The 23,839-nt window shown below is 67.0% G+C and carries 23 protein-coding genes; 16 read left to right on the top strand and 7 right to left on the bottom strand.

Annotated elements, in window-relative coordinates; genetic code table 11:
- Nucleotides 1-67: 67 nt before the first annotated feature.
- The 4 genes from ACQHI0_RS11815 to ACQHI0_RS11800 are packed head-to-tail and all read left to right on the top strand — an operon-like array spanning nucleotide 68 to nucleotide 3,691.
- Nucleotides 68-709 carry an ABC transporter permease gene (locus ACQHI0_RS11815; protein WP_427907979.1) on the top strand — a complete coding sequence of 214 codons (642 nt, stop codon included), beginning with the start codon at nucleotides 68-70 and terminating at the stop codon, nucleotides 707-709.
- Complete coding sequence (locus tag ACQHI0_RS11810; RefSeq protein WP_427907978.1) at nucleotides 709-1,989, top strand: ATP-binding cassette domain-containing protein; 1,281 nt, start codon at nucleotides 709-711, stop codon at nucleotides 1,987-1,989. Before ACQHI0_RS11815 ends, ACQHI0_RS11810 begins: the two co-directional genes overlap by 1 nt.
- The gene (locus ACQHI0_RS11805; protein WP_427907977.1) at nucleotides 1,986-2,723 is read left to right on the top strand and encodes an ABC transporter permease; all 738 of its coding nucleotides are present in this window, start codon (nucleotides 1,986-1,988) and stop codon (nucleotides 2,721-2,723) included. The genes ACQHI0_RS11810 and ACQHI0_RS11805 overlap by 4 nt, the downstream gene beginning before the upstream one ends.
- Entirely contained in the window at nucleotides 2,720-3,691 is a 972-nt protein-coding gene (locus ACQHI0_RS11800; protein ID WP_427907976.1) for a glycine betaine ABC transporter substrate-binding protein, read from the top strand. Before ACQHI0_RS11805 ends, ACQHI0_RS11800 begins: the two co-directional genes overlap by 4 nt.
- A 40-nt stretch (nucleotides 3,692-3,731) precedes the next feature.
- Here the strand turns inward: ACQHI0_RS11800 and cydB are convergent, their stop codons facing one another.
- The 4 genes from cydB to ACQHI0_RS11780 are packed head-to-tail and all read right to left on the bottom strand — an operon-like array spanning nucleotide 3,732 to nucleotide 7,622.
- Entirely contained in the window at nucleotides 3,732-4,754 is a 1,023-nt protein-coding gene (cydB, locus tag ACQHI0_RS11795) for a cytochrome d ubiquinol oxidase subunit II (RefSeq protein ID WP_427907975.1), read from the bottom strand.
- A gap of 9 nt (nucleotides 4,755-4,763) precedes the next feature.
- The gene (locus tag ACQHI0_RS11790) at nucleotides 4,764-6,257 is read right to left on the bottom strand and encodes a cytochrome ubiquinol oxidase subunit I (protein WP_427909141.1); all 1,494 of its coding nucleotides are present in this window, start codon (nucleotides 6,255-6,257) and stop codon (nucleotides 4,764-4,766) included.
- Nucleotides 6,258-6,315: 58 nt separating this feature from the next.
- Nucleotides 6,316-6,843, bottom strand: coding sequence for a DUF488 family protein (locus tag ACQHI0_RS11785; protein ID WP_427907974.1), 528 nt, complete (start codon nucleotides 6,841-6,843; stop codon nucleotides 6,316-6,318).
- 35 nt (nucleotides 6,844-6,878) lie between these two features.
- On the bottom strand, nucleotides 6,879-7,622 hold the full coding sequence (locus tag ACQHI0_RS11780; protein ID WP_427907973.1) for a uracil-DNA glycosylase: 744 nt from the start codon (nucleotides 7,620-7,622) through the stop codon (nucleotides 6,879-6,881).
- Nucleotides 7,623-7,717: 95 nt separating this feature from the next.
- Between ACQHI0_RS11780 and ACQHI0_RS11775 the strand changes: the two genes are divergently transcribed.
- On the top strand, nucleotides 7,718-9,217 hold the full coding sequence (locus tag ACQHI0_RS11775; RefSeq protein WP_427907972.1) for a carboxylesterase/lipase family protein: 1,500 nt from the start codon (nucleotides 7,718-7,720) through the stop codon (nucleotides 9,215-9,217).
- A complete protein-coding gene (gene car / locus ACQHI0_RS11770; RefSeq protein WP_427907971.1) occupies nucleotides 9,214-12,669 on the top strand; it encodes a carboxylic acid reductase in 3,456 nt (1,151 codons plus the stop codon). Before ACQHI0_RS11775 ends, car begins: the two co-directional genes overlap by 4 nt.
- Nucleotides 12,670-12,672: 3 nt before the next feature.
- On the opposite strand, the gene ACQHI0_RS11765 is transcribed toward car, so the two are convergent.
- Together ACQHI0_RS11765 and ACQHI0_RS11760 are read right to left on the bottom strand one after the other, a co-directional pair.
- The gene (locus ACQHI0_RS11765; RefSeq protein ID WP_427907970.1) at nucleotides 12,673-13,281 is read right to left on the bottom strand and encodes a GDSL-type esterase/lipase family protein; all 609 of its coding nucleotides are present in this window, start codon (nucleotides 13,279-13,281) and stop codon (nucleotides 12,673-12,675) included.
- A gap of 325 nt (nucleotides 13,282-13,606) precedes the next feature.
- Nucleotides 13,607-14,164, bottom strand: a complete 558-nt coding sequence (locus ACQHI0_RS11760; RefSeq protein ID WP_427907969.1) for a TetR family transcriptional regulator — start codon at nucleotides 14,162-14,164, stop codon at nucleotides 13,607-13,609.
- A 93-nt stretch (nucleotides 14,165-14,257) separates the two neighbouring features.
- Here ACQHI0_RS11760 and ACQHI0_RS11755 point away from each other — a divergent pair, with 93 nt between their 5' ends.
- From ACQHI0_RS11755 to ACQHI0_RS11745, 3 genes are read left to right on the top strand one after another with little or no spacing between them, the layout of a single operon-like run.
- Complete coding sequence (locus ACQHI0_RS11755) at nucleotides 14,258-14,728, top strand: DUF4334 domain-containing protein (protein WP_427907968.1); 471 nt, start codon at nucleotides 14,258-14,260, stop codon at nucleotides 14,726-14,728.
- A complete protein-coding gene (locus tag ACQHI0_RS11750) occupies nucleotides 14,728-15,816 on the top strand; it encodes an NAD(P)-dependent alcohol dehydrogenase (RefSeq protein WP_427907967.1) in 1,089 nt (362 codons plus the stop codon). Before ACQHI0_RS11755 ends, ACQHI0_RS11750 begins: the two co-directional genes overlap by 1 nt.
- A 25-nt stretch (nucleotides 15,817-15,841) precedes the next feature.
- Nucleotides 15,842-16,471, top strand: a complete 630-nt coding sequence (locus ACQHI0_RS11745; RefSeq protein WP_427907966.1) for a TetR/AcrR family transcriptional regulator — start codon at nucleotides 15,842-15,844, stop codon at nucleotides 16,469-16,471.
- 38 nt (nucleotides 16,472-16,509) lie between these two features.
- Here ACQHI0_RS11745 and ACQHI0_RS11740 read toward each other — a convergent pair whose 3' ends face one another.
- A complete protein-coding gene (locus ACQHI0_RS11740; RefSeq protein WP_427907965.1) occupies nucleotides 16,510-17,169 on the bottom strand; it encodes a TetR/AcrR family transcriptional regulator in 660 nt (219 codons plus the stop codon).
- A 140-nt stretch (nucleotides 17,170-17,309) separates the two neighbouring features.
- Here ACQHI0_RS11740 and ACQHI0_RS11735 point away from each other — a divergent pair, with 140 nt between their 5' ends.
- From ACQHI0_RS11735 to ACQHI0_RS11705, 7 genes are all read left to right on the top strand, one after another.
- Complete coding sequence (locus ACQHI0_RS11735) at nucleotides 17,310-18,104, top strand: alpha/beta fold hydrolase (protein WP_427907964.1); 795 nt, start codon at nucleotides 17,310-17,312, stop codon at nucleotides 18,102-18,104.
- Nucleotides 18,101-19,549, top strand: coding sequence for a flavin-containing monooxygenase (locus ACQHI0_RS11730; RefSeq protein WP_427907963.1), 1,449 nt, complete (start codon nucleotides 18,101-18,103; stop codon nucleotides 19,547-19,549). The genes ACQHI0_RS11735 and ACQHI0_RS11730 overlap by 4 nt, the downstream gene beginning before the upstream one ends.
- Nucleotides 19,546-21,210: a GMC oxidoreductase gene (locus ACQHI0_RS11725; protein WP_427907962.1), complete on the top strand. Its 1,665-nt coding sequence runs from the start codon at nucleotides 19,546-19,548 to the stop codon at nucleotides 21,208-21,210. The genes ACQHI0_RS11730 and ACQHI0_RS11725 overlap by 4 nt, the downstream gene beginning before the upstream one ends.
- Nucleotides 21,211-21,225: 15 nt before the next feature.
- On the top strand, nucleotides 21,226-21,786 hold the full coding sequence (locus ACQHI0_RS11720) for a DUF4334 domain-containing protein (RefSeq protein ID WP_427907961.1): 561 nt from the start codon (nucleotides 21,226-21,228) through the stop codon (nucleotides 21,784-21,786).
- A gap of 52 nt (nucleotides 21,787-21,838) precedes the next feature.
- Nucleotides 21,839-22,141 carry a hypothetical protein gene (locus tag ACQHI0_RS11715; protein ID WP_427907960.1) on the top strand — a complete coding sequence of 101 codons (303 nt, stop codon included), beginning with the start codon at nucleotides 21,839-21,841 and terminating at the stop codon, nucleotides 22,139-22,141.
- Between the two features lie 23 nt (nucleotides 22,142-22,164).
- On the top strand, nucleotides 22,165-22,452 hold the full coding sequence (locus ACQHI0_RS11710) for a hypothetical protein (protein WP_427907959.1): 288 nt from the start codon (nucleotides 22,165-22,167) through the stop codon (nucleotides 22,450-22,452).
- A gap of 87 nt (nucleotides 22,453-22,539) precedes the next feature.
- A complete protein-coding gene (locus tag ACQHI0_RS11705) occupies nucleotides 22,540-23,793 on the top strand; it encodes an MFS transporter (protein ID WP_427909140.1) in 1,254 nt (417 codons plus the stop codon).
- Nucleotides 23,794-23,839: the final 46 nt, after the last annotated feature.

Genomic DNA, 23,839 nt, shown 5'->3' with positions numbered 1-23,839 from the left:
CGGCACATTCGTCCGATGATCCAGCGCGAACAGGTACCCGCCGGCCCAGCCTGACGATGGGAATGCTGTGAACTTGTGGAGCTACGTCCAAGGGCGAGGCGAGGTTCTGACCTTCCTCACCTATCAGCATGCGTCACTGGCATTTCAAACGGTGCTGGTCGGAACCGTCGTCGCGATTCTGCTCGCGGTGGCGGTGTACCGGTTGCCGCTGGCCTCGGCGCTGACTCTGACCTCGAGCCGGGTCGCGCTGACCATTCCCTCGCTGGCGCTGCTGGCGTTGCTGCTCGTCCCGTTCGGTCTCGGGGTGGTGCCCTCGTTCATCATGCTCGCGTTCTTCGCGGCGCTGCCGGTGATCGGCAACGCGATCGTCGGCCTGCGGTCGGTGCCCACCACGGTCGTGGAATCCGCGCGCGGTATCGGACTTTCGCGATGGCGGATCCTGCTCACCGTCGAACTCCCGATCGCATGGCCGGTGATTCTCACCGGCATCAGGGTCTCGACGCAGATGATCGTCGGTGTCGCCGCGATCGTGGCCTATGTCCTCGGACCCGGTCTCGGCTCGCTGATCTTCAACGGCCTGTCCCGCCTCGGCGGTGCCAACGCCCTCGAAATGGCGCTCACCGGAACCATTCTCATCGTTGCCATCGCGTTGGTCTTCGACGCGCTCCTCGTCCTGCTCGGACGCCTCACGATTGCCAAGGGACTGTGATGACCGATGTGACCAGCCGGCAGGCGCCGGCGAGCCCGCAGCGCAATGTGACCGGTGATTCCATCACCTTGGACGGCGTCGTGAAGCGGTACAGGGGCCAGGACACACCCGCTGTGGAGCGCCTGGATCTCGAGGTCGAAGCGGGCAATATCGTGGCGTTCGTCGGACCGTCGGGTTGCGGTAAGACGACCACACTGAAGATGATCAATCGGTTGATCGAGCCGACCGAGGGGCGGATCTTCATCGGTGGCCGCGACGTCACCCGGGAGGACCCCGACAAGCTGCGCCAGTCGATCGGCTACGTCATCCAGTCCGGTGGCCTGTTCCCGCACTGGTCGGTGGCCAAGAACATCGGCGCGATCCCGCGGGTGCTCGGCTGGGATAAGAAGCGCATCGCCGAGCGCACCGAATATCTGCTGGACCTGGTCGGTCTCGATCCCTCGACCTTCGCCGACCGGCTGCCCAAGGACATGTCGGGCGGCCAGCAGCAGCGCGTCGGCGTGGCCCGTGCGCTCGCGGCCGACCCCCCGGTGCTGCTGATGGACGAACCGTTCGGCGCGGTCGACCCGATCACCCGGGTTCGCTTGCAGGACAGCCTGATCGCGATCCAGCACGAACTCGGCAAGACCATCGTGATCGTCACCCATGATTTCGAGGAGGCCACCAAACTCGGCGACAAGGTCCTGATCCTGTCCGAGGGCGGGCACGTCGAGCAGTACGCGACGCCGGAGGAGATCCTCACCGATCCGGCGACGCCGTTCGTGGAGGAATTCGTCGGATCCGGCGCGAAACTGGCCTATCTCACGGTGTCTCGGGTGCGCGATGTCGAGGTCGACCCGGTGACGACCGCCCGGATCGGGGAGTCCGCGCAGGTAGTGATCGGTCGAGCGAAGGCCGCGGGAAACACCTGGGTGGTGGTCGTCGACGAGGCCGGGCGACCGCGCTCGTGGCCCTCGCTGACGGAAGTGGCGAGCAAGCCCGAGGTTTCGGACTATCTGGATCGCCGGCTGCCCGTGGTTGCCCAGTCCTCGACCCTCAACGACGCGCTCGATGCCATGCTCGCGGCGAGCCAGGGAGCCACCCTGGTCACCGACGGTCGAGGCGCCGTCGTCGGCTCGCTCAGCATCGGCTCGGTGACCGATGTGATCCAGACCAAGCTCGCGGAGGGGCACGCCGCGGTCGAGGATCCGTCCTATGAAACCTATGTCGACGGCTCCGATCCCACGCCCACGCCGGTCGTCGCCGCCGACGACGAACCGGGAACGGCCGGACCGGCATGAACCGCCCGCGCCGGGTCCCGATCGACGTGTGGTTCGAGCCGCTGATCATCGTGGTGATCGGCATCGGCTACGTGCTCTGGTATCGGTCCTCGACTTTCACCGCTACCGAGCAGGCGTCGCTCGCGTGGGCCAATCTGCAGACCACGATCCTCGAACACATCCGGCTCACGGTGGTCGCCACGCTGATCGTGGTGGTCGTCGCGATTCCCCTCGGCATTGCGCTGACCAGACCCGCACTGCAGCGGCTCGAGCCGATCGCCGTGAACGTCGCGAACATCGGTCAGGCCGCGCCCGCCGTCGGTCTGCTGGTCCTGTTCACGTTCTGGCTCGGCACCGGATTCCGTACCGCGGTCGTCGGTCTCGTCGTCTACGCGATCCTGCCGATCCTGCAGAACACCATCGTCGGGCTGCGCCAGGTGGACCAGCGCACCATCGAAGCGTCGCGAGGGATCGGGTTCTCGGCCGCACGGACTCTGGTACAGGTCGAATTGCCGCTGGCCGTGCCGGTGATCCTCAACGGTGTGCGCACCGCGCTGGTCATCCTGGTCGGCACCGCGACGCTGAGCACCTTCATCGGCGCGACCAGCCTCGGCACGCTGATCACGACCGGCGTCACCCTCTTCCTGCCCAAGCTGCTCATCTCCGGCGCCGTGCTCGTCGGACTGCTGGCGTTGATCATCGATTGGCTCGGTCGGCTCGTCGAACTGGCCGCGACCCCACGAGGTGTCTCATGAGGCGAGTCCCGTTGATATCGGTGCTGGTCGCGACGTTCTCGCTGCTGGCGGGGTGCGGGCTGGTGAGTTCGTCCGGCACCTTTCACGACGCGAGCCTGCCCGGCGGGGAGCGCCCCCTCGACGGCGCGGAGCTGACCGTCACCTCGAAGAGCTTCACCGAGGGTGTGCTGCTCGGCAAGATCACCGCGACCTACCTGGCCGCGGCGGGCGCGTCGGTCACCGACCTGACCGGCGCTCCGGGTTCGGCCTCGTCGCGGCAGGCCCAGCTCAACGGCGACGCCGACGTGCTGTGGGAATACACCGGTACCGGCTGGGTCAACTACCACAACGAGACCGAGACGATCGTGGACCCACAGGAGCTCTGGCAGCGTGTCCACGATGTCGAAAAGCGTGACCACGACCTGGAATGGCTCGCCCCGTCCAACTTCAACGACACCTACGCGTTCGGTGCGGCGACCCCCACCGCGCAGCGCCTCGGCGTGAAGTCGCTCTCGGACGTCGCCGCACTGCCGGTCGCCGAACGCACTTTTTGCGTCGACGACGAATTCTTCAGCCGCTCGGACGGTTTCATCCCGATGCTCCAGAAATACGGCATCCCCTACAACGACCCCAACGGTGTCCCCGCGGGCAACGTCACCCGCATGGACGCCGGTGTCGTCTACACCGCGACCGCCAAAGACTCGCCCTGCCACTTCGGCATGGTCTACACCACCGACGGTCGCGTCAAGAATCTGAACCTGCTCGTCCTGGACGACGACAAGAAATTCTTCCTCCCCTACAGCGGCACGGCGGTCGTGCGAGCCCCCGTCCTCGACGCCAACCCCGCACTGCGCGGCCTCCTCGACGCGATCTCCGAACGCCTCACCGACGACCTGATGCGCGACCTCAACGGCCGCGTCGACATCGACGGAGAAGACCCCGCCGACGTCGCCTACGACTGGCTCAAAAGCGCGAATCTGATCGACTAGGCCGGAGGATCGGGATCATCGAATGATGGTGTCGGAAAGCCTATTTCGAGAGTGGTAGGCCGGTCGGGGCGGGGATCTGGTCGACGGTGAGGCGTTTGCGGAAGACCCAGTAGGTCCAGCCCTGGTAGATCAGGACCACCGGGGTGGCGAGGACGGCTGCCCAGCTCATCACCTGCAGGGTGTAGTGGCTGGAGGAGGCGTTGTGGATGTTCAGGTCGAAGGCGGGGCTGATCGTCGACGGCATCACGTTCGGGTACAGGGAGCCGACCAGCAGGATGGTGGCCGCGGCGATCGTGAGGGTGGTGCCGATGAACGCCCAGCCGTCGCGGCCCGCGAAGGTAGCGCCACCGGCGACGACCAGGCCGAGGACGGCGGCGCCGAGCGCGGCCCAGGTCCAACCGGTGCCGTAGGCGAGCTGGGTCCACAGGCCGAATCCGCCGACGATCACCACGGTCGGCACGAACAGGATCCGGACGCAGGTGCGGGCATCGTCGCGGACCTCGCCACCGGTCTTCAGCGCCAGGAAGATCGCCCCGTGCAGCGCGAACAGGATCCCCGTGGTTGCTCCACCCAGCAGGGCGTAGGGGCTGAGCAGATCCCACACCGAGCCGACGACTTGCCGCTTCTCGTTCAGCGGCACCCCGCGCACGAGGTTGGCGAACACCCAGCCCCAGGCCAGCGCCGGAATCCAGGAGCCGATGCCGATGCCGATGTCAGCCAATGCCCGCCACTTGGGCGAGTCGATCTTGGCCCGCCACTCGATGGCGCAGATCCGCAGGATCAAGGCCACCAGCAAGAGCAGCAGGGCGAGATAGAACCCGGAGAACAAGCTGGCGTACCACTCCGGGAACGCGGCGAACATCGCACCGCCCGCGGTGATCAACCAGACCTCGTTGCCGTCCCAGACCGGGCCGATCGTGTTGAGCACGACCCGCCTTCGCACGTCGGAACCCTTGCCGAGGATCGGCATCAGCATGCCGACGCCGAAGTCGAAGCCCTCGAGGATGAAGTAGCCGGTGAACAACACGGCGACGAGCACGAACCAGAATTGCTGCAGACTCATCGTCGTCTCCTAGTACGCGAAGGACAGCGGCTCGACGGGTTCGGCGCGATGCCTACCGCCACCGCCGTCGTCATCGGGACCGAACTCGTCATCGGATGCCGTCGGCCCTGGTTCGGGCCCGACCACGGTGTAGCGGTGCATCAGATAGAACCAGACCACCGCCAGCGCGCCGTAGAGCAGCGTGAAGACCACCAGCGAGAACACAACGGTGGCGGTCGCGTGGTCGGAGACGCCCTGGGCCACGGTCATCCGAATGGTCTTGTCGCCGGTGGGGTTCGGCACCACCACCCACGGCTGACGGCCCATTTCGGTGAAGACCCAGCCCGCGCTGTTGGCCAGGAACGGGGTCGGGATGGCGAGCAGGCTCAGCCACGAGAACCAGCGCTTGCCGGGCACGCGACCGCCGCGGGTCAGCCAGAAACCGGCCAGCAGCAACAGCACCGAGCCGGCCAGCAGGCCGATCATGGCGCGGAAACTCCAGTAGGTGACGAACAGGTTGGGCCGGTAGTTGCCCGGCCCGAAGTCCTCGACATAGGAGCGCTGCAGATCTTCCACGCCCTGCAGGGTGACGCCGCTGAACTGGCCCTCGGCCAGGAACGGCAGCACGTAGGGAACCTCGAGAACGTGTTCGACGCTGTCGCAGTTGTTGTGCGTGCCGACGGTCAGGATCGAGAATTCGGGGTCGGTCTCGGTGTGGCACAGCGATTCCGCCGACGCCATCTTCATCGGCTGCTGCTGGAACATCAGCTTGCCCTGGATATCGCCGGTGATCGCGACCACCACGATCGAAGCGGCAATTACCCAGAGGCCGAGCCGGGTGACCGGCCGCCACATCACCTTGGCTTCGTCGAGTTTCGCCGCGTCGCCGCTGCGCGCGTTGCGCACCATGAACCAGCCCGCGATACCGGCCACGAAGGTGCCCGCCGTCAGGAAAGCGCCGGCGACCACGTGCGGGAAGGCCGCCACGGTGGTGTTGTTGGTGAGCAGCGTCCAAATGCTGTCCAGCTCGGCACGGTTGGTTTCGGGGTTGAACTTCGCACCCACCGGGTGCTGCATGAACGAGTTGGCCGCGATTATGAAATAGGCGGACACGTTGACGCCGATCGCGACGATCCAGATCGTCGCGAGGTGGACGAGTCTGGGCAATCGAGTCCAGCCGAAGATCCACAATCCGACGAATGTCGACTCCATGAAGAAGGCGATCAACGCTTCCAGAGCCAGTGGGGCACCGAAGATATCGCCGACGAATCGGGAGTACTCACTCCAGTTCATCCCGAACTGGAACTCTTGGACGATGCCGGTGGCGACACCGATGGCGAAGTTGATCAGGAACAATTTTCCGAAGAATTTGGTGAGTCGGTACCAGTGGTCTTTCCCGGTGATCACCCAGGCGGTCTGCATGATCGCGATGAGCGGTGCCAGCCCGATAGTGAGCGGGACGAAGATGAAGTGGTAGACCGTGGTGATACCGAACTGCCATCTGGAGACGTCCAGAGTGCTCATTGCCAGCGAACTCATCCTCGGATCTCCTGCCATCGCAGTGAACTGTTATGGACGCATATCAATCTTCGACAGGCGGGGGATAGGTGATCGTCGTTCCCGCGACGTGGGCGAAGTTCGTCAGCTGATGCTCCGGTGCTCGGGTGGCGGACATGATGTCGCGCACCTGTACGCCCCGGACCAGCAACGCGTCGCCCACCAGTGACCGGTGGCACCGCCACGGGACCGCTTCAGCGCACATGACGGCTGTCGTCGCCGTGCCCGCGAGGTCGACGAGTTCGTCGATGCCCGTGCTGAATTCCGGTGTTTGCATGTAATCCGCGTACGCGCGGAAGGACGCGTTGCGCCAGCCGGAGTTGAGATCGCTGCTCGCCCCGTGGCGCAATCCCCCGAGCGCGGCGAGATACAGGTAGCGAATGTCTTTCGCCCGTAGGATTTCCGGGAGCGTCGTACGTCCGAATTGTGGATTGTGACGTGACCGGGGCACGGTCCTGATATCGACGAGCTGGGTGACGCCGTAATCATCGAGCAGGCCGACGAATTCGTCCGCGGTCCGCGTGGAATGGCCGATCGTGTACACAGTCAGCACTGTTCGATCCTAGGTGACGAGATCGCGAATTCCGGTCAGGACTCGGCGATCGTCTTCGCGCGCAGCAGGACGTCCTCGATCATCGCGGGCGTCACCCGGCCGGTGGCGGTATTGCGCTGGCTCACGTGGTAACTGCCCAGCACGGTGACCGATCGACCGTCGGGATGGGTGAGCACGACTTGCGCGCCGTGGGCGAAACGGGGACGGGGGCGTGGCACATTCCAGCCTCCTGCCAGCAGGACGGTGAACAGGGCCTGCCAGCCGAAGGCCCCGAGAACGACGATCACCCGCAGGGTCGGACGGAGCAATTCCAATTCCCGGCTGAGGAACGGCGCGCAGCGTCGCCGCTCCTCGGGTGTCGGCTTGTTGTCCGGCGGCGCGCAATGCACGGGTGCGGTGAGCCGGGTGCTCACCAATTCGATGCCGTCGGCACGGCTGACCGGATGCGCGCCGGTAGCCAGACCCACCGTGTGCAGCGCACCGAACAGGACGTTGCCGCTCGGGTCGCCGGTGAACATGCGGCCGGTCCGGTTGCCACCATGGGCGGCGGGGGCGAGCCCCACCACGAGGATCCGCGCATCGACCGGCCCGAAGCCGGGGACGGGTCGACCCCAATACTGTTCGTCGCGGAACGCGGCACGCTTGACGACGGCGACTTCTTCGCGCCAGGCGACGAGCCGGGGGCAGGCGCGGCAGGTGGAAACCAAGCGGTCGAGTGCGGCGATATCGGGGGAGTCCCGCGCCGCCCGCGGGGCTGTTTCCGGAACCTCGCCGGTCATCGGACCAGTCTAGTCCGCGGCGTCGATGCGCCGCCGAAACAGTTCGCCGACCGAACCACCTGCGCGGTACCGCGGGTACCACGTACATTCGAGGGATGTTGTCCACCGAGATCGTGAGCGCCGACGGAGTCGTGCGCGGTCGTGCGGGTCGTCGAATCGCCCGCTGGCGTGCCCTGCCCTACGCGGCCCCACCCATCGGAGCGTTGCGGTTGCGTGCGCCCCAGCCCGTTCGACCGTGGACGGGGGTCCGGTCGGCAACCGAGTTCGGCTTCGCCGCGGTACAGAACCCCAACGGTGCCCGCGTCGGGCCGCGCACGTGGCAACCCATCGGGGAGGATTGCCTGACGCTCAACGTGACCGCTCCGGCGACACCGTCGTCGACACCGCGCCCGGTGATGGTGTTCTTTCACGGTGGCGGCTATCTGATCGGCACGTCGAGCATGTACTCCGGCGCACGATTGGCCGCGCGGGGCGAGGTGATCGTGGTGTCGGTGAACTACCGGCTCGGTGCGCTCGGCTACGTCGACTTCAGCGAATTCTCCACGCCGGACCGGCCTTTCGAGTCGAACCTCGGTCTGCGCGATCAGGTCGCGGCGCTCGAATGGGTGCGTCGCAATATCGCCGCGTTCGGCGGTGACCCCGACAACGTCACCATCTTCGGCGAATCGGCCGGTGCGCACGCGGTGGTCAGCCTGCTGGCGACGCCCGCCGCGCGCGGCCTGTTCCACCGGGCGATCGCGCAGAGCGCCCCCGCCGATTGGACCTCGACACCCGACGAGGCGCGCCGGTTCGCCCGCCGCTGCCTGGACCGCCTCGGCGCCACCCCCGCCGATGCCGCGACGATTCTGAGCGCCGTGTCCCCGAAGGAGCTGTGTCGAGCGGGCGACCGCGCGCTGGCCAAATCTCTGCGCGAGGAACCGGGCAGTTTCCCCTACGCCCCGGTCGCGGACGGCGACTTCCTGCCCGAGATGCCCCTGGACGCGATCGCGGCGGGTCGCGCGCATCCGGTGCCGCTGATCATCGGGACCAACCGCGACGAGATGACACTGTTCCAGCGCTTCGCCAAGGCGGTCCCACACACGCCCGCGCAGCTAGCCACCATCTTCGAACGCTATGAGCCCGGCACAGAACAGCGGGTGACCAGCACCTACCCCGGCTATCCCGCCAACCGGACCGCGGTGCGCATCGGTGGCGACCACCTCTTCCTGCGCCCGACTCTCGCCGTCCTCGAAGGCCACAGCCGCTACGCCCCCACCTACGCGTACCGGTACGACTACGCCCCGCGCGCACTGCACCTCGCGGGCTTCGGCGCCACCCACGCGCTCGACCTCGTCCCGGTCTTCGGCTGGGTCGACGGACCGGTCGGCCGTGCGATGACCGCGGCGGGCGGCAGGCGGGCGTTCCTTGCGGTCCAGGACCACATCCAGGACAACTGGCTCAGCTTCGCCCGCACCGGCAGGCCGCTGGCGCCGTGGACCCCCTACACCGCCGAACGCCGGACCACCTCCATCATCGACCATCCACCGCGCGTGCTGGTCGATCCCGATTCCGCGCAACGTGAAGCGTGGCAAGGCATTCGGAAGGCCGGAGCATGACGGTAGAGCTCGCCGCGGGACAGCTGGCCGACCGCATCAAGGCGCTCTACGCCGACGACGAGCAGATCCGTGCGGCGCGTCCCGCCGAAGACGTGCACGCCATCGTCACGACCCCCGGACTCGCGACGGCCCGCATCGTCGAGACCGTCATGACGGCCTACGCCGACCGTCCGGCACTCGGCACTCGGCGTACCGAACTGGTCGACAGCGGCGGACGGGCAACTCGAAAGCTGGTGCCGGAGTTCGACGTACTGACCTATGGGCAGGTGTGGGAGCGCACTCGCGCGCTGGCCGCCGCCTGGCATCGCGACGGCGTCATCGCGGGGGATTTCGTCGCGGTGCTCGGGTTCACCAGCGCCGATTACACCGTGCTCGATCTCGCCACGATCCATCTCGGCGGGGTCGCGGTGCCGCTGCAGGCGGGCGCGGGTCTCGAACAGTTGCGTTCGATTCTCGACGAGACCGAGCCGACGGTATTTGCCGTCGATACCGCGCACCTGGACATCGCCGTCGACGCGGTGCTGGCCGGCGCCACCCCACGGTCGCTGATCGTGTTCGACCATCACGCCGACGACGACGATCACCGCGATGCCCTCGACGCGGCCCGCACCCGACTGAGGGCCGGGGGATCGGCCCTCGTGCCCACCACTCTCGACGACACCATCGAACAGGGCCGCCTCGCCGCCGCGGCCCCGCTGAACGTGCCTGCCGAGGGCGCAGACCCCCTCGCCCTGCTGATCTACACCTCGGGGAGTACCGGAACTCCCAAGGGCGCGATGTACACCCAGCGACTGGTCGCCGTGGGCTGGCAACCTCCCCGGCCGCTGACCGCGATCAATGTCAATTTCCTGCCGATGAGCCATATCGCGGCCCGCCTCACCCTCAACAGCGTGCTCGCCCGCGGCGGCACCGCGTATTTCGCGGCGGCGCCGGACCTGTCCACGCTGTTCACCGACATCGCGCTCGTGCGGCCCACCGAGATCTTCTTGGTGCCGCGGGTGTGCGACATGATCCAGCAGCGCTTCCGCACGACGGTGGCCGAGCGCGGCGACGCGGCGATCGCCGCGGTGAAAACCGAACTGCGCGAACAGTTCCTGGGTGGTCGGTTGATGTCGGTGCTGTGCGGCAGCGCGCCGATCGCACCCGAGTTGCGAACGTTCGTCGAGTCAGTGGTGCAGTTGCGGCTGCACGATGGGTACGGCTCTACCGAGACGGGTGGCGGGGTGATCTTCGATACGAAGGTGATGCGCCCACCGGTGCTGGACTACAAGCTCGTCGACGTGCCCGAGCTCGGTTATTTCGGCACCGACAAGCCGTATCCACGCGGTGAATTGCTGCTCAAGACCACCACCATGATCGCCGGGTACTACCGGCGCCCCGATGTGACCGCCGAGGTGTTCGATGCCGACGGTTTCTGCCGCACCGGTGATGTGGTGGCCGAGCTGGCACCGGACCGGTTGGCCTATGTCGACCGCCGCAACAATGTCCTCAAGCTCTCCCAGGGCGAGTTCGTGACGGTGTCACGGCTGGAAGCGGTGTTCGCGGGCGCCGATCTGGTACGCCAGATCTATGTGTACGGCAGCAGCGAACGGTCGTATCTGCTGGCGGTCGTGGTGCCCACCGAGGCCGCGCTCGCGGGACCTGCCGACGGGTTGCGCGCCGCGGTGAGTTCGTCGCTGCACCGCGCCGCCATGGCCGCCGAGCTCGAGCCGTACGAGATTCCGCGTGACTTCATTATCGAGGCCGAACCGTTCTCGACGGCCGACGGGATGTTGTCCGGAGTCGGGAAACTGTTGCGCCCGAAGCTCAAACAGCGTTATGGGGAGCGTCTCGAGAAGCTCTACGCGGATCTCGCGCGGGGTCAGGAAGACGAACTGGAGCGGTTGCGTCGCGATGCGCCCCGACTGCCGGTGTACGACACCGTCGCCCGTGCCGCTCGCGCGGTGCTCGGCGGTGATCCGGGCGATCTGCGGCCGGACGCGCGATTCGGTGATCTCGGCGGCGATTCGCTGGCGGCACTGTCGTATTCGACGCTGCTGCGGGAATTGCTCGCGGTGGAGGTGCCGGTGAATGTGCTGCTCGGGCCGGACAGCGACTTGGCACGCATCGCCGACTACATCCAGCGTGAACGCGAACCCGGAGCACACAGAACTGATTCCGATACGGTCCACGGTGTGGGCGCCACCCAGATTCGCGCTGCGGATCTGACCCTCGAGAAGTTCGTGGACGTCACGACTGTGGCCCGGGTACCCGCCACCGGGCCTGCGCGGACGGTGCTGATCACGGGCGCCAACGGCTACCTCGGCCGGTTTCTCCTCTTGACCTGGCTGGAACGGCTCGCCCCGCGTGGCGGCACGGTGATCTGCGTAGTTCGCGGCGGGGATGCAGTCGCCGCCCGCGCGCGCCTCGACGCCGCGTTCGACAGCGACAGCGAGCTCGCCACCCACTTCCAGGTTCTCGCCGAGGACACCCTGGAAGTACTGCCCGGCGACATCGGTGAGCCGAACCTCGGTCTGCCACAGCCGACATGGGGCCGGTTGGCCGCCGAGGTCGATCTGATCGTGCACTCGGCGGCGCTGGTGAACCATGTGCTTCCGTACGCACAGCTGTTCGGCCCGAACGTGGTCGGCACCGCCGAGATCATCCGGCTGGCGCTGACAACTACGCGCAAGCCGGTCAACTACCTGTCGACCGTGGCCGTCGCGGCGCAGGGGGAGTACTTCGCCGAAGACGGCGACGTGCGAACGATGAGCCCGGTCCGCCTGCTCGACGATTCCTATGCCAACGGCTACGGCAACAGCAAGTGGGCGGGCGAGGTTCTGCTGCGCGAGGCGGCCGAGCGGTTCGGACTGCCCGTCGCGGTATTCCGCTCGGACATGATCCTGGCGCACAGTCACTTCCGTGGCCAGCTCAACGTGCCCGACGTCTTCACCCGGCTCCTGCTGAGTGTGCTCGTCACCGGCCTGGCCCCGAAGTCGTTCTACCGCACAGATTCCCGCGGACGACGACAACGCGCCCACTACGACGGCCTGCCCGCGGACTTCGTCGCCACGGCGATCACCGAACTGGGCGCCGCCGCGACGAGCGGTTACCGAACCTACGACGTCCTGAACCCGCACGACGACGGCATCTCCCTCGACGTCTTCGTCGACTGGCTGATCGAGGCAGGCCACCACATCGACCGCGTCGACAACTACGACACGTGGTTCGCCCGCTTCGAAACAGCCTTGCGCGCCCTACCCGCAGCCCAGCGCAAACACACCCTGCTCCCGCTACTCGACGCCTACCGCAAACCCGGCCGCCCACTGCCCGGTTCGGCTCTGCCCGCCGCCGGATTCCACGCCGCCGTCCGCGCCGCCCAGCTCGGCCCCGGCAACGACATCCCGCACCTTCCGGCAGATCTCATCGCCAAGTATGTCCGCGACCTGACCCTCCTCGGCCTCGTGGAGTAGCCCTCACGGGGTGGGCCTGGCGATCCAGGAATGCCACTGACCGGCGAGGATCAGTTCGGCCAAGCGCTGGTAGCCGCCGCTGCCGGGGTGGGCGCCGTCGCCTGCCGCGGCTTCGCGAGTCCAGACAAGGTCTTCGGCCAATTGTCTTGTGGTGGCGACGAACGGCACCTCGCGTGAGTCGCAGAGGTCTGCCATGTCGTCGGCGAGGTCCGCTGTGCGCCGCAGGTGCTCCTTGCCGGCGTCGATGACCGGTGGTGGGCCGATCACCAGCGGGTGGATCGCGCGGTCGCGGCTTTCGGTCAGCAGGGTCGCGAGATTGTCGAGGCACTGAGTCCTGTCCACCCGGACGTTGCCGTTCTCGACGACGGAGTCGTTGCTGCCGAAGGAGAGCACCAGGCGATTGTCGGTGTCGGGCAGGATGCGCGGCTCGACCTCTCGCCAGCAGCGGCGGAGGACATCGGCGGAGGTGTTGCGCCGGATGCCGAGGTTGAACGCGGTGATGCCGGGACCGGTCGCGGCGAGTACGCGACCGACCCAGCCGCGGTACGCCGGGTCGCCGATGCCTTGGACGAAGGAGTCGCCGATGAAACAGATGCGCAGATCCTCGTTCATTCGGGCAACTGTACGAGGTGGGGGAGTGGGTGTGCTGCTCGGCCTGATCGGTGGCGGGGGAGGAGGCAGGCCAAGGGGCAGAAGGGTTTTGAACAGTGCCGAACGATCGTGGCGGGGTCGAGATGAACGCGCCGATGGTCTTCAGTGCGGTGTCTCGTCTAGAATTAATCGCGATATTGCGATATATGCATCTAACTATGTAAATCCACCCTCGCTTATCGCCGCTGCGGTGGCCGAACGATATTCAAAACACAAGGAGGAAAGGGGCCAGTGCCCGACCCAGTAGGGGATCGCGTGTGCGGTGCGGGATCCGATGCGCCGGCCGCTACGGCGCGGCCACCATGCGCGCCACGGCCGCCACCACCGCCGCGCGTTGCGCCGCCAGGCGACCGTCGCCAGTAGCTCCTGTCCTCGCATGGGTGGCTGACGTCCGGGCGAGATCGGTGAGCATGCGGAGCATGATCGGGGCGGGGATATCGGTGGTGATGAGACCTTCGTGCTGACCGCGCCGGAGCTCGGCGATCTTCGCGTCGATGGTGCGGCGCAGCACCAGCGGGATGTCGCCGGACGGTTCGAGTTCGGCCCAGGCTTGTAGGCGGGCGTTGTCGGGGTGGGTGATGAAGTGGTCGAACAGGCGGCCCACATAGGCGGGAAGGTCGTCGGCGGACATGGCGGCTTCGCTGCTGGTTTCGGTGGTCCAGCGCTCGGTGACGGCCGCGTAGAGCTCGTTCTTGCCGGGGAAGTAGGCGTAGAGCCGGTCCTTGCTGGCGTGTGCGGCGGCCGCGATGCGGTTGATCCGAGCGCCCGCGATGCCGAATTCGGCGAACTCCGCTTTCGCCGCGGTGAGTATTCGCTCCCTGGTTGCCTGACCTGCCGCCCGCATGCGCCGAATCGTACCTCTTGCCGAACCATCTGGTTCGGAACTATGGTCCATTGCGGAACCGTACGGTTCTGAAACCTGTGAGACGAGGGCTTGATGAGCGCGGACAAACCACGGTGGCAGCAGCTCAGGGAACAGTCGGCGGGTGTCGCGACCGCCGATCTGGACCAGCTGTGGACCCGGCTACGCCCGGCCCGAGCCGAGGAGATCCTCGGTGAATGGCGCGGCGACGCCTTCCAGACCGGTCACCCGCTGTGTCGCGCACTGCCTGCGAGCCGGTGGTACGGAAAGAATTTCCTTGCCCTCGACGATGCGAAGCCACTGATCTGCCGGGCCGAGGACGGCACCCTGTTCTCGAATGTCGAACTGGGACAGGGTGAAGCGACCCTGTGGAACATCGAGTTCCGCGGCGAGGTCACCGCGACCATGGTCTACGACGGGCGGGCGGTGTTCGACCACTTCAAGTGGCTCGATGACACCACCCTGATGGGCATCATGAACGGTCGCCCCGAACTGGTTCTCGCGCAGGGCGAGTACTTCTACTTCCTGTTGGAACGGGTGTCCTGATGCGCACGACGGCGGTGCTGTCGCGCGATCCGGCGGCGGAGTTCTCGATCGAGCCGGTCGAGGTCGACGAGCCTCGTGCGGGGGAGATCCTGGTGCGGATCGTCGCCGCCGGGATCTGTCATACCGACCTGGTGACCCGTCGGGCAGGCGCGGCGGACCGTCCGATCCTGCTCGGCCACGAGGGCGCGGGTGTGGTGGCGGCGGTAGGGCCCGATGTGCGGACGGTTGGGGTCGGCGATCACGTGGTGCTGACCTTCCGGCACTGCGGTACCTGTCGCAACTGCGCGTCCGGCCGGCCCGCCTACTGCCACAGCGCTACCACGTTGAATCAGTTCGGGCGTCGCGCGCACAGCGCGCCCCGCGTCCTCGTCGAGGGTTCGCCGATTCTGGACGGGTTCTTCGGTCAGTCGAGTTTCGCAGGATACGCGCTGACCACCGAGGACAACACGGTGGTGATCGACCCCGCTGCCGACCTCGCGGTGGCGGCGCCGTTCGGTTGCGGATTCCAGACCGGTGCGGGCGCTGTGCTCAACGCCCTGCGCCCGGAGCCGGGCGCGTGGGTCGCTGTGTACGGGGCGGGCGCGGTCGGGATGGCAGCTCTGCTCGCTGCCCGTACGGTCCCCGACGTCCGGGTTGCGGTCATCGAAACATCGGCCGCGCGAAGGGAACTGGCTGTCGAGCTGGGAGCCGATACCGCGCTCGATCCTGCCGATGGGCCCACCGCGCCGCGCATCCGCGAACTCACCGGGGGCGGCGCGACCCATGCCGTCGACACGACCGGCATCGCGACCGTGCTGGCGGACGCCGTCGCCGCGCTCGCGGTCGGCGCCACGGTGGTGGCGGTCGGACTCGGCCGCGGTACACCACCGGTCGATATCAGCGATCTCGTGCTGCACGGCAAGGCGATTCGCGGCTGCCTGGAAGGTGACAGTGTGCCCGGCACCTTCATTCCCCACCTGCTCGATCTGTACGCGGCGGGTCGTTTCCCGGTCGATCGCCTGATCGCCCGGTACCCGCACATCGAGGTCGGCGCGGCGCTGGCCGACCAGCGCGCGGGCATCGCCGTCAAGCCGGTGCTCACGTGGTGAGCACTCTCGAATCCCCGGACGTCCCATGACACTTCTCTACAACGACAGCTCCACCATCGAAGGCGTCGAGACCACGGCCCGCACCCAGCGGCGACTCGCGGTGCTCAGTGCCGCCCGCGGGGTCTTCGTGGCCCACGGCTACCACGGTGCGAGCATGGACGACATCGGCATCAGAGCCGGGATGAGCAAGCCGGTGCTGTACACGCACTACGCGAGCAAGCTGGACCTGTATCTGGCTGTCCTGCAGGGTTATCTGGACCGGATGGTGGAAGGTATCCGCGACGCGCTGGCCGACGCCCATGGGCAAGAGGACAAGGTGCGCCGCGCGGTGCTCGCCTACTTCGATTTCGTCGCCGAGGACGCGGGCGGGCACACTCTGGTCTTCGAGTCTCCGGTGCCGAGCGAACCGTGTGTGCGGTGGCGGGTGCGCAACGCGATGGGTGAGTGCGCGGTGCTGGTGAGCGCCGAGCTCCGTGCGGCGGGGATGGATGACGTCCGCGCCTACGCGTGTGCGTTCGGGGTGGTGGGTGCCAGCCACCTCGCCGCCAGGCAGTGGCTCGACGCGGGTCGTCCGATTCCGAAGGGCGACGCTGTCGACACTGTTGTCGCGCTGTGCTGGAACGGGTTGTCCGGGGTGCAGACGTCGGGCGCTTAGGTCGAGGCGCCCGCTGCGGGGGTCTGCGTCGAGAGTGCTCAGTTCGCCGCGACCGGCAGCGGACTTCCGTCGAGTAGTTCATCGCTGGGTAGCTGTCCGACGAGCACGGCGAGCGCCCGTTTCCATCGGCGCAGTACGGCTTCGCGTTCGCCGAGTGTGCCGGTGAGCATGGCGGTCATGGAGAGTCCGGTGAGCAGGTCGATGGTGAACTCGACCAGGACCTCGGCGCGCGGGTCCGAGGCATACGGTTCGCCGAGTACCTCGAGGTAGAGCCTGCGCATTTCGGTGAAGACGCGACGTTCCTCGATGACGAGCTGGTCGCGGAGTTCGGTGTCGGTGCGCGCGGCGACCCACAGGTCGAGGGCGGTGAAGAAGGCGGGGCTGTTCAGGTCGCGCCAGGCGAGGTCGACGACGGATTGCAGCCGGTCGCGGCCGGGTGCGAGGAGTTGCGCTTCGCGCCGGAACTTCTCGAGTCGGGTGTCGACCACCTGGGTGGTGGCGGCGATGAGCAGTTCGGCTCGGGTGGGGAAGTGGTGTTGCACTGTGCCGCGGGCGAGCCCGGCACGTTCCTGTACCGCACTGACGGTGGTTGCCGTGTAGCCGCGTTCGAGCAGGCATTCGGCGGTGCAGGCCAGTATTCGGGCGCGGGTGGATGCCCGACGTTCGGCCTGGGTGCGGCGCGGTGGTTGCACGGTCACCCAAGAAATCGTACGTGCCGCCGACAAGATTGGGTAGATTGAGTTAAAAGTGTCGGCCGTCACCTCTTGACGACGGGCGATCGAGCTGGTGCAATCAAGAAACCGTACGCAGTAACTGTTTATTTGGATGAAGGGCTGCGATGACGCAGATCTCTCACCTCCGCCGGGGCAGTGGTTCGCCGATCGTGCTCGTGCACGGTCTCGGTAGTCGCCGGCAGGTTTTCGCGCCGATCGTCGAGCTGCTGGCCGAGCAGCACGAGGTTGTCGCGATCGATCTACCGGGTTTCGGTGACTCACCGGCGCTGGACGCCGTGCGTCCGGGCCCGCGCGGGTACGCCGCGTGGCTCACGCAGTGGTTGGCGGACAACGATATTCGGCGCCCGCACGTGGCAGGCAGTTCGATGGGCGGCGGTATCGCCCTCGAACTGGGCCGGGCAGGCGTGGCGTCCGGGGTCACTGCGTTCTCGCCGGTCGGGTTCTACGGGCCGGTGGGCAGGCGCTGGACACAGGGCTTGCTCACCAGCATGCGTGCTGCGGCCCGGGTCGCCGGGCCGACATTGGACCGGCTGGTCGGACACCCCGCGGGCCGCGCCGTGCTGCTGTCGTCGATGTTCGGCCACCCGGTCCGTGTCGACCCCGATGCCGCTCGTACTGATTTGGCGGGGTTGGCCGGTGCCACCTCGTTCGCCGCGGCCCGCGACGATTTCGGCAACTACGTCCTCGACCCCGGCGACGATCCCGGCTCCCTGGCGGAGATTCCGGTGACGATCGCGTGGGGCACGCGCGACATCGTGCTCGTGCACCGCACCCAGAGCGCCCGTGCCCGGGTGGTGTTGCCGTTCGCGCGGCATGTCGACCTCCCGGGTTGTGGGCACCTTCCGTTCAGTGACGACCCCGCTACCTGTGCTCGCCTCGTTCTCGAAGGGACCTCATGACACCGTCCATCGCCGTGATCGGCAGCGGGTTCGGCGGCCTCGCGGCCGTGATCGAACTGAAGAAGCGCGGCTTCGATGACATCGTCGTGTTCGAGAAGGCCGATGATGTCGGCGGTGTCTGGCGGGAGAACACCTATCCCGGTGCCGCCTGCGACGTACCGTCGCCGTTCTACTCCTACTCGTTCGAACCGAATCCACGTTGGCCGCACCGGTTCTCGCGGCAGCCGGTGATCCTCGACTACATCAGGCACGTCGCCGAGAAGTACGATGTCCGCCGCCACATCCGCTTCGGCACCGAGGTACTCGGCGCCGCGTTCGACGACACGACCGGGAAGTGGACGGTCCGGCTCAGCGGCGGGGAGCCGGTGGTGGTCGATGTGCTGGTGTCGGCGGTGGGCCAGCTCTCCCGGCCCGCCCTGCCCGCGATCGAGGGCCGGGACAGTTTCGGCGGTAGTAGTTTTCACTCCGCCGAGTGGGATCACGAGGTCGATCTGTCGGGCAAGCGCGTGGCGGTGATCGGTACCGGGGCGAGTGCGATCCAGTTCGTCCCCGAGGTTCAGCCGCAGGTCGAGAAGCTGACGCTGTTCCAGCGGACCGCGCCCTACATCATCCCGCGACCCGATCGTGAGTTCTCCGCACGCCACCATCGGGTGTTCGAGAAGCTACCCGTGACCGAGCTCGCCGAACGCGGCACCTGGTACGGCGTGGTCGAGGGGCTCAGTGTCGCCTGGGTGTACTCCAAACCCCTGGCCGCCGCGATCAAGGCCGTCTCGAAGTGGCACATGCGCAGGCAGACCAAAGCCAAGCCGGGTCTTTTCGAGCAGGTGTGGCCGGACTACCCGGTCGGGTGCAAGCGAATCCTGTTCTCCGACAACTATCTTCCCGCGCTGGCCGAGTCGAATGTGGAGGTCACCTCCGAGCGGATCGCCGAGATCACACCGGCGGGTGTGCGCACCGCCGACGGGCAGGAACACGAGGTCGACGTCATCATCTGGGGTACCGGCTTCACCAGCACCGAGTTCCTCGCCCCGATGACGATCACGGGCGCGCAGGGCCGGGAATTGACGCAGGAGTGGGACAGTGGCGCGCACGCCTACTACGGCATGACCGTGCCGCGGTTTCCGAACCTGTTCATCATGTACGGCCCCAACACCAATACCGGTGGCGGCTCGATCATCTACTTCCTCGAGGCGCAGGCGAAGTACCTCGGCGACTATGTCGCCCATCTCGCGGCGTCCGGTCGCGCACTGACGGTGCGTCCGGACGTGGAACAGGCCTATGACGAGCGGATCCAGGAGCAGCTCAGCGGGAGCGTGTGGAGTCGCTGCTCGTCGTGGTATCGCCAGGCCGACGGCCGGATCACAACCAACTGGCCACTGCTGGGAATCCAATACAAGAAGCAGGCGCGGTTCGACCCCGCCGACTATGAGGTGGTGTCGCGATGAGTGACTACGACTACGACGTGATCGTCGTCGGTTCCGGTTTCGGTGGCAGCGTGACCGCGCTGCGGCTGACCGAAAAGGGTTACCGGGTAGGTGTTCTCGAATCCGGTAGGCGCTGGAACGTCGAGGATTACCCGAAGACCAACTGGAACATTCCGAAGGCCATCTGGGCGCCGCGCCTCGGCCTCACCGGGCCGCAGCGGATCAGCGCACTCGGCAAGTGCCTGGTGTTCAGTGGTTCGGGCGTGGGCGGTGGTTCGCTGATCTACGGCAATACGCTCTACGAACCGTTGCCGGAGTTCTACCGCGATCGTGCGTGGTCGCACATCACCGACTGGAAGTCCGAGCTCGCGCCGTACTACGACCAGGCCTCGCGGATGCTCGGCGTGGTCGAGAATCCGCGGGTCGGGCCGAAGGATGAGGTGTTGTTGCAGGTCGCGCGGGATCTGAAGGTCGTCGACACGTTCCATCGCACCCATGTCGGTGTCTTCTTCAACGAGGGTTCCGAAGGCGTCGAGGTCGATGACCCGTACTTCGGTGGTGCGGGTCCGCGCCGGGCGGGCTGTATCCACTGCTCGGAGTGTTTCACTGGCTGCAAGCACAATGCCAAGAACACGACTACGCTCAATTACCTGCATCTGGCCGAAAGCAATGGCGCACAGGTACATCCGTTGACCACGGTGACGTCGGTGGTGCCCGACGGTGACGGTGGTTATCGCGTCGAGACGGTGCAGTCGAATGGTTGGGTGCGTAAGGAGCGTCGCACTTTCACCGCGCAGCAGGTGGTGTTCGCGGCGGCGGCGCTCGGCACCCAGAAGTTGCTGCACAAGTTGCGCGGCGACGGCACGCTGCCCGAGTTGTCGGCGCGGGTCGGTGAGCTGACGCGTAGTAATTCCGAGGCGATCATCGGGGTCACGAGTAAGTCCCGACGGGATTTCTCCCAGGGTGTGGCGATCACGTCCTCGATTCACCCGGAACCGCAGACGCATGTGGAGGTGTGCACCTACGGCAAGGGGCAGAACGCGTTGTTCTTGCAGACCGTGCCGATGGTCGACGGTGGGGCGTTCCGGTTCCTGCGGTTGTTGCTGACGATGCTGTTGCATCCGGTGCAGTTCCTGCGTTCGCAGAACGCGCACGGTGCGTCGGAGCGGTCGGTGATCCTGCTGGTGATGCAGTCGCTCGACAATTCGCTGACCTCGTATTTGAAGGGAAAGCGGTTGGTGACGAAGCAGGGCAGCGGGGAGCCGAATCCGGAGTGGATTCCGATGGCGCACGACATCGCGCGCCGCTACGCGGCCGAATCCGACGGCATCACCGGCAATATCGCCACCGATATCTTCAATATCCCCGCGACAGCGCACTACATCGGCGGCTGCACCATCGGCGACTCCCGCGACACCGGCGTTATCGACCCCTACCAGCGCGTCTACGGCCACCCCGGCCTGCACATCGCCGACGGCAGTGCGATCACCGCCAATCTCGGTGTGAATCCGTCGCTCACCATCACCGCGCAGGCTGAGCGCGCGATGGCGTTCTGGCCGAACAAGGGCGAGCCGGATCCGCGCCCTGAACTCGGTGCCGGCTACCAGCGGATCAGTCCGGTGGCCCCGGTTCGGCCCGCTGTGCCCGCGTCGGCGCCCGGCGCGCTGCGACTGCCTGCCTGATAGGAGAGGATTTTCATGACGATCGACCAACTCAGCGCGCTCGAACCCGCCTGTTCCAGGGAGGCGGCGCTGGCGCTGTTCGACAGTCTGGCGCCGGTGTCCGCGAGCGAGCTCACCGGTCGGTGGCACGGTCGCGAGCTGGCCACCGGGCACCAGTTGGACGGGCTGCTCGTGGCGTCCGGGTGGTATGGCAAACAGTTCGACGGTGTGGACAGTGTGCATCCGCTGTTGTTCCGCGATCCCGCGGGTGACATTTTCGCTGTCGATCCGAAACGTGTGCCGTTGGGCATGGTCGGCAAGGTGCCGGGGACGGTCGTCGAGCGGGGTCGGGGACTGCTCGGGGTGCTGAAACCGGCGTTGCGCACGCGCCGGTATCGGGCGCGGCTGCGGGCGGTCGAGCACCGCGGTGTTGTCACCACGGCGATGGTGTACGACCATCTGCCGATCATCGATGTGTTCCGCCGGGTCGATGACGACACGGTGTTGGGCCTGATGGACTACCGCAATTTTCCGGATCCGTACTTCTTCGTGCTCGTCCGTGAAAACGAACAGGATGCCGCCCGTTTGCCCGATTGAATCGGGGGTACGCGCCGACTGGGGAGAACCCTCGTCGAAAGGAGGCCGTGCCATGACCGACTACATTGATCCCCATCAACACAAGTTTCCCGATACCGAGCGCACGACGCGCTCACATGCGGGGGAGTTGGTCCAGGACTCGCTGAACTGGCCGGGACTGTTGCTCCTGGGAATCGGCATCGTGATGCTCGCGGCCACCTTGACGGCCGCCGGTTCCGGATTTGTCGGATGGGCGGTGATCGCCGGCATCGTCAGCGGTGTGTGCCTGCTGTTCGGTGTGGGAATTGTCGTCGCCGAGCACCGCCGGATCAAGGTCGGCGAGGGTTTGCATCTCACTGATCCGTGCGGTCACTGAGGTCGGGCACGGAAAGGACGCCGATGGATCAACGCGCAGAGCCCGGCCGGATCATCGTCGACTATTCGCATCTGTTTCCCGGTGTGGTGGTGCGCGCCGATCGCATGGCCGACGAGTTCGACGTGGTGTTCTCCGATGGGGTGCGCACCGCGGCGGAGATTCTGCGTGACGACAACGGGGGTTCGGCACTCGATGTCGTCGGTTACGCCACGGCCGCGGGCACGATGCAGCCCGGGCGGGTGTGGCCGATCATGTCGATCGAGGAGGTCGGTTCCGAGGTGAACATCAAGCTGGGGCCGTTCTTGCGCTAGCGGTCTCCTTGGTCGAGGAGGCCGGTTGGTCGTCGCTGGACCTTTCTGTGCCCAGCGACTGGACTGACGTCCATGTGTGCCGCGATGATGACGCTCATGAGCGAGCATCCCGCGCAACGGCGCACGCTGGCCGTGTTGGTCGCGGCGCAGATCTTCAGTGGGGCGGGGCTCGCCGCGGGCATCACGGTCGGTGCCCTGTTGGCGCAGGACATGCTCGGGTCCACCGGATTGGCGGGGTTGCCCGCGGCGATGTTCACGATCGGGTCGGCCGCGGCGGCGGTGGGTGTGGGGCGGATTTCGCAGCGGTCCGGGCGTCGGGCGGGGCTCACGCTCGGGTATCTGACCGGCGCGCTGGGGAGTTTCGGGGTGGTGGCGGCCGCGGTGACCGGGAGCCTGCCGTTGCTGTTCGTGTCGCTGATCGTGTACGGGGCGGGTACGGCGACGAGTCTGCAGGCCAGATACGCGGGTGCGGATCTGGCGCGGCCCGCGCATCGGGCGCGCGCGATCAGCACGGTGCTGGTGGCGACGACGGTGGGCGCGGTGGTGGGCCCGAATCTGACGACGCCGATGTCGAATATGGCTGTGCGGTGGGGCATTCCGGCGCTGTCGGGTCCGTTCGTGCTGTCCGGGGCAGCGTATGCGCTGGCGGCACTGGTGCTGTGGGTGCTGTTGCGGCCGGATCCGCTCGTGCTCGCCCGGAGGGTGGCGGAGCCGTCCGAGGAGGTTGTCGTGGCCGGCGTTTCGACGCGGTGGTCGGCGCCGATCGTGGCCGGGACGACGGTGATGGTCGTGACGCAGTTGGTCATGGCCGCGGTCATGACGATGACGCCGATCCACATGCAGCATCACGGGCACGGTGTGGGTGCGGCGGGGTTCGTGATCGCGGTGCATGTGGCGGGGATGTATCTGCCCTCGCTGCTGTCCGGGATGCTCGTCGATCGGTTCGGGACCGGGTTCGTCGCGGTGGCGGCCGCGGGCACGTTGATCGCGGCCGGGTTGGCCGCGGCGCTGGCCCCGCCGAGTTCGGTGGGGGCGCTGGCGGTGGCGCTCGGGTTGCTCGGGGTGGGCTGGAATCTGGGGTTGGTCGCGGGGACGACCATGATCGCCGATGCGACGCCGGTCGCGACTCGCGCTCGAACCCAGGGCACGGTCGACGTGGGGATCGCGATCGCGGGCGCTGGGGGTGGGCTCGGGTCCGGGGTCGTCGTGGCGTTCGCCGACTACCCGGGGCTGGCGTTCCTCGGTGCGGGGATCGCGCTGCTGATCGTGCCGGCGCTGGCCTGGGCCACTCGCCGCCCACGCATCCGCGACGAAAGTCCGTCGGTGCGTGTCGAGAGCTGACCGCGATCTGGGTGCGATGGCTCGTCGCGGCAGGACGGTGGGATCG

The sequence above is a fragment of the Nocardia sp. FBN12 genome, from assembly GCF_050320175.1.
Classification (GTDB): Bacteria; Actinomycetota; Actinomycetes; order Mycobacteriales; family Mycobacteriaceae; genus Nocardia.
Note: the sequence above shows the minus strand (reverse complement) of the source record. Positions and strands in the feature narration are given on the sequence as shown.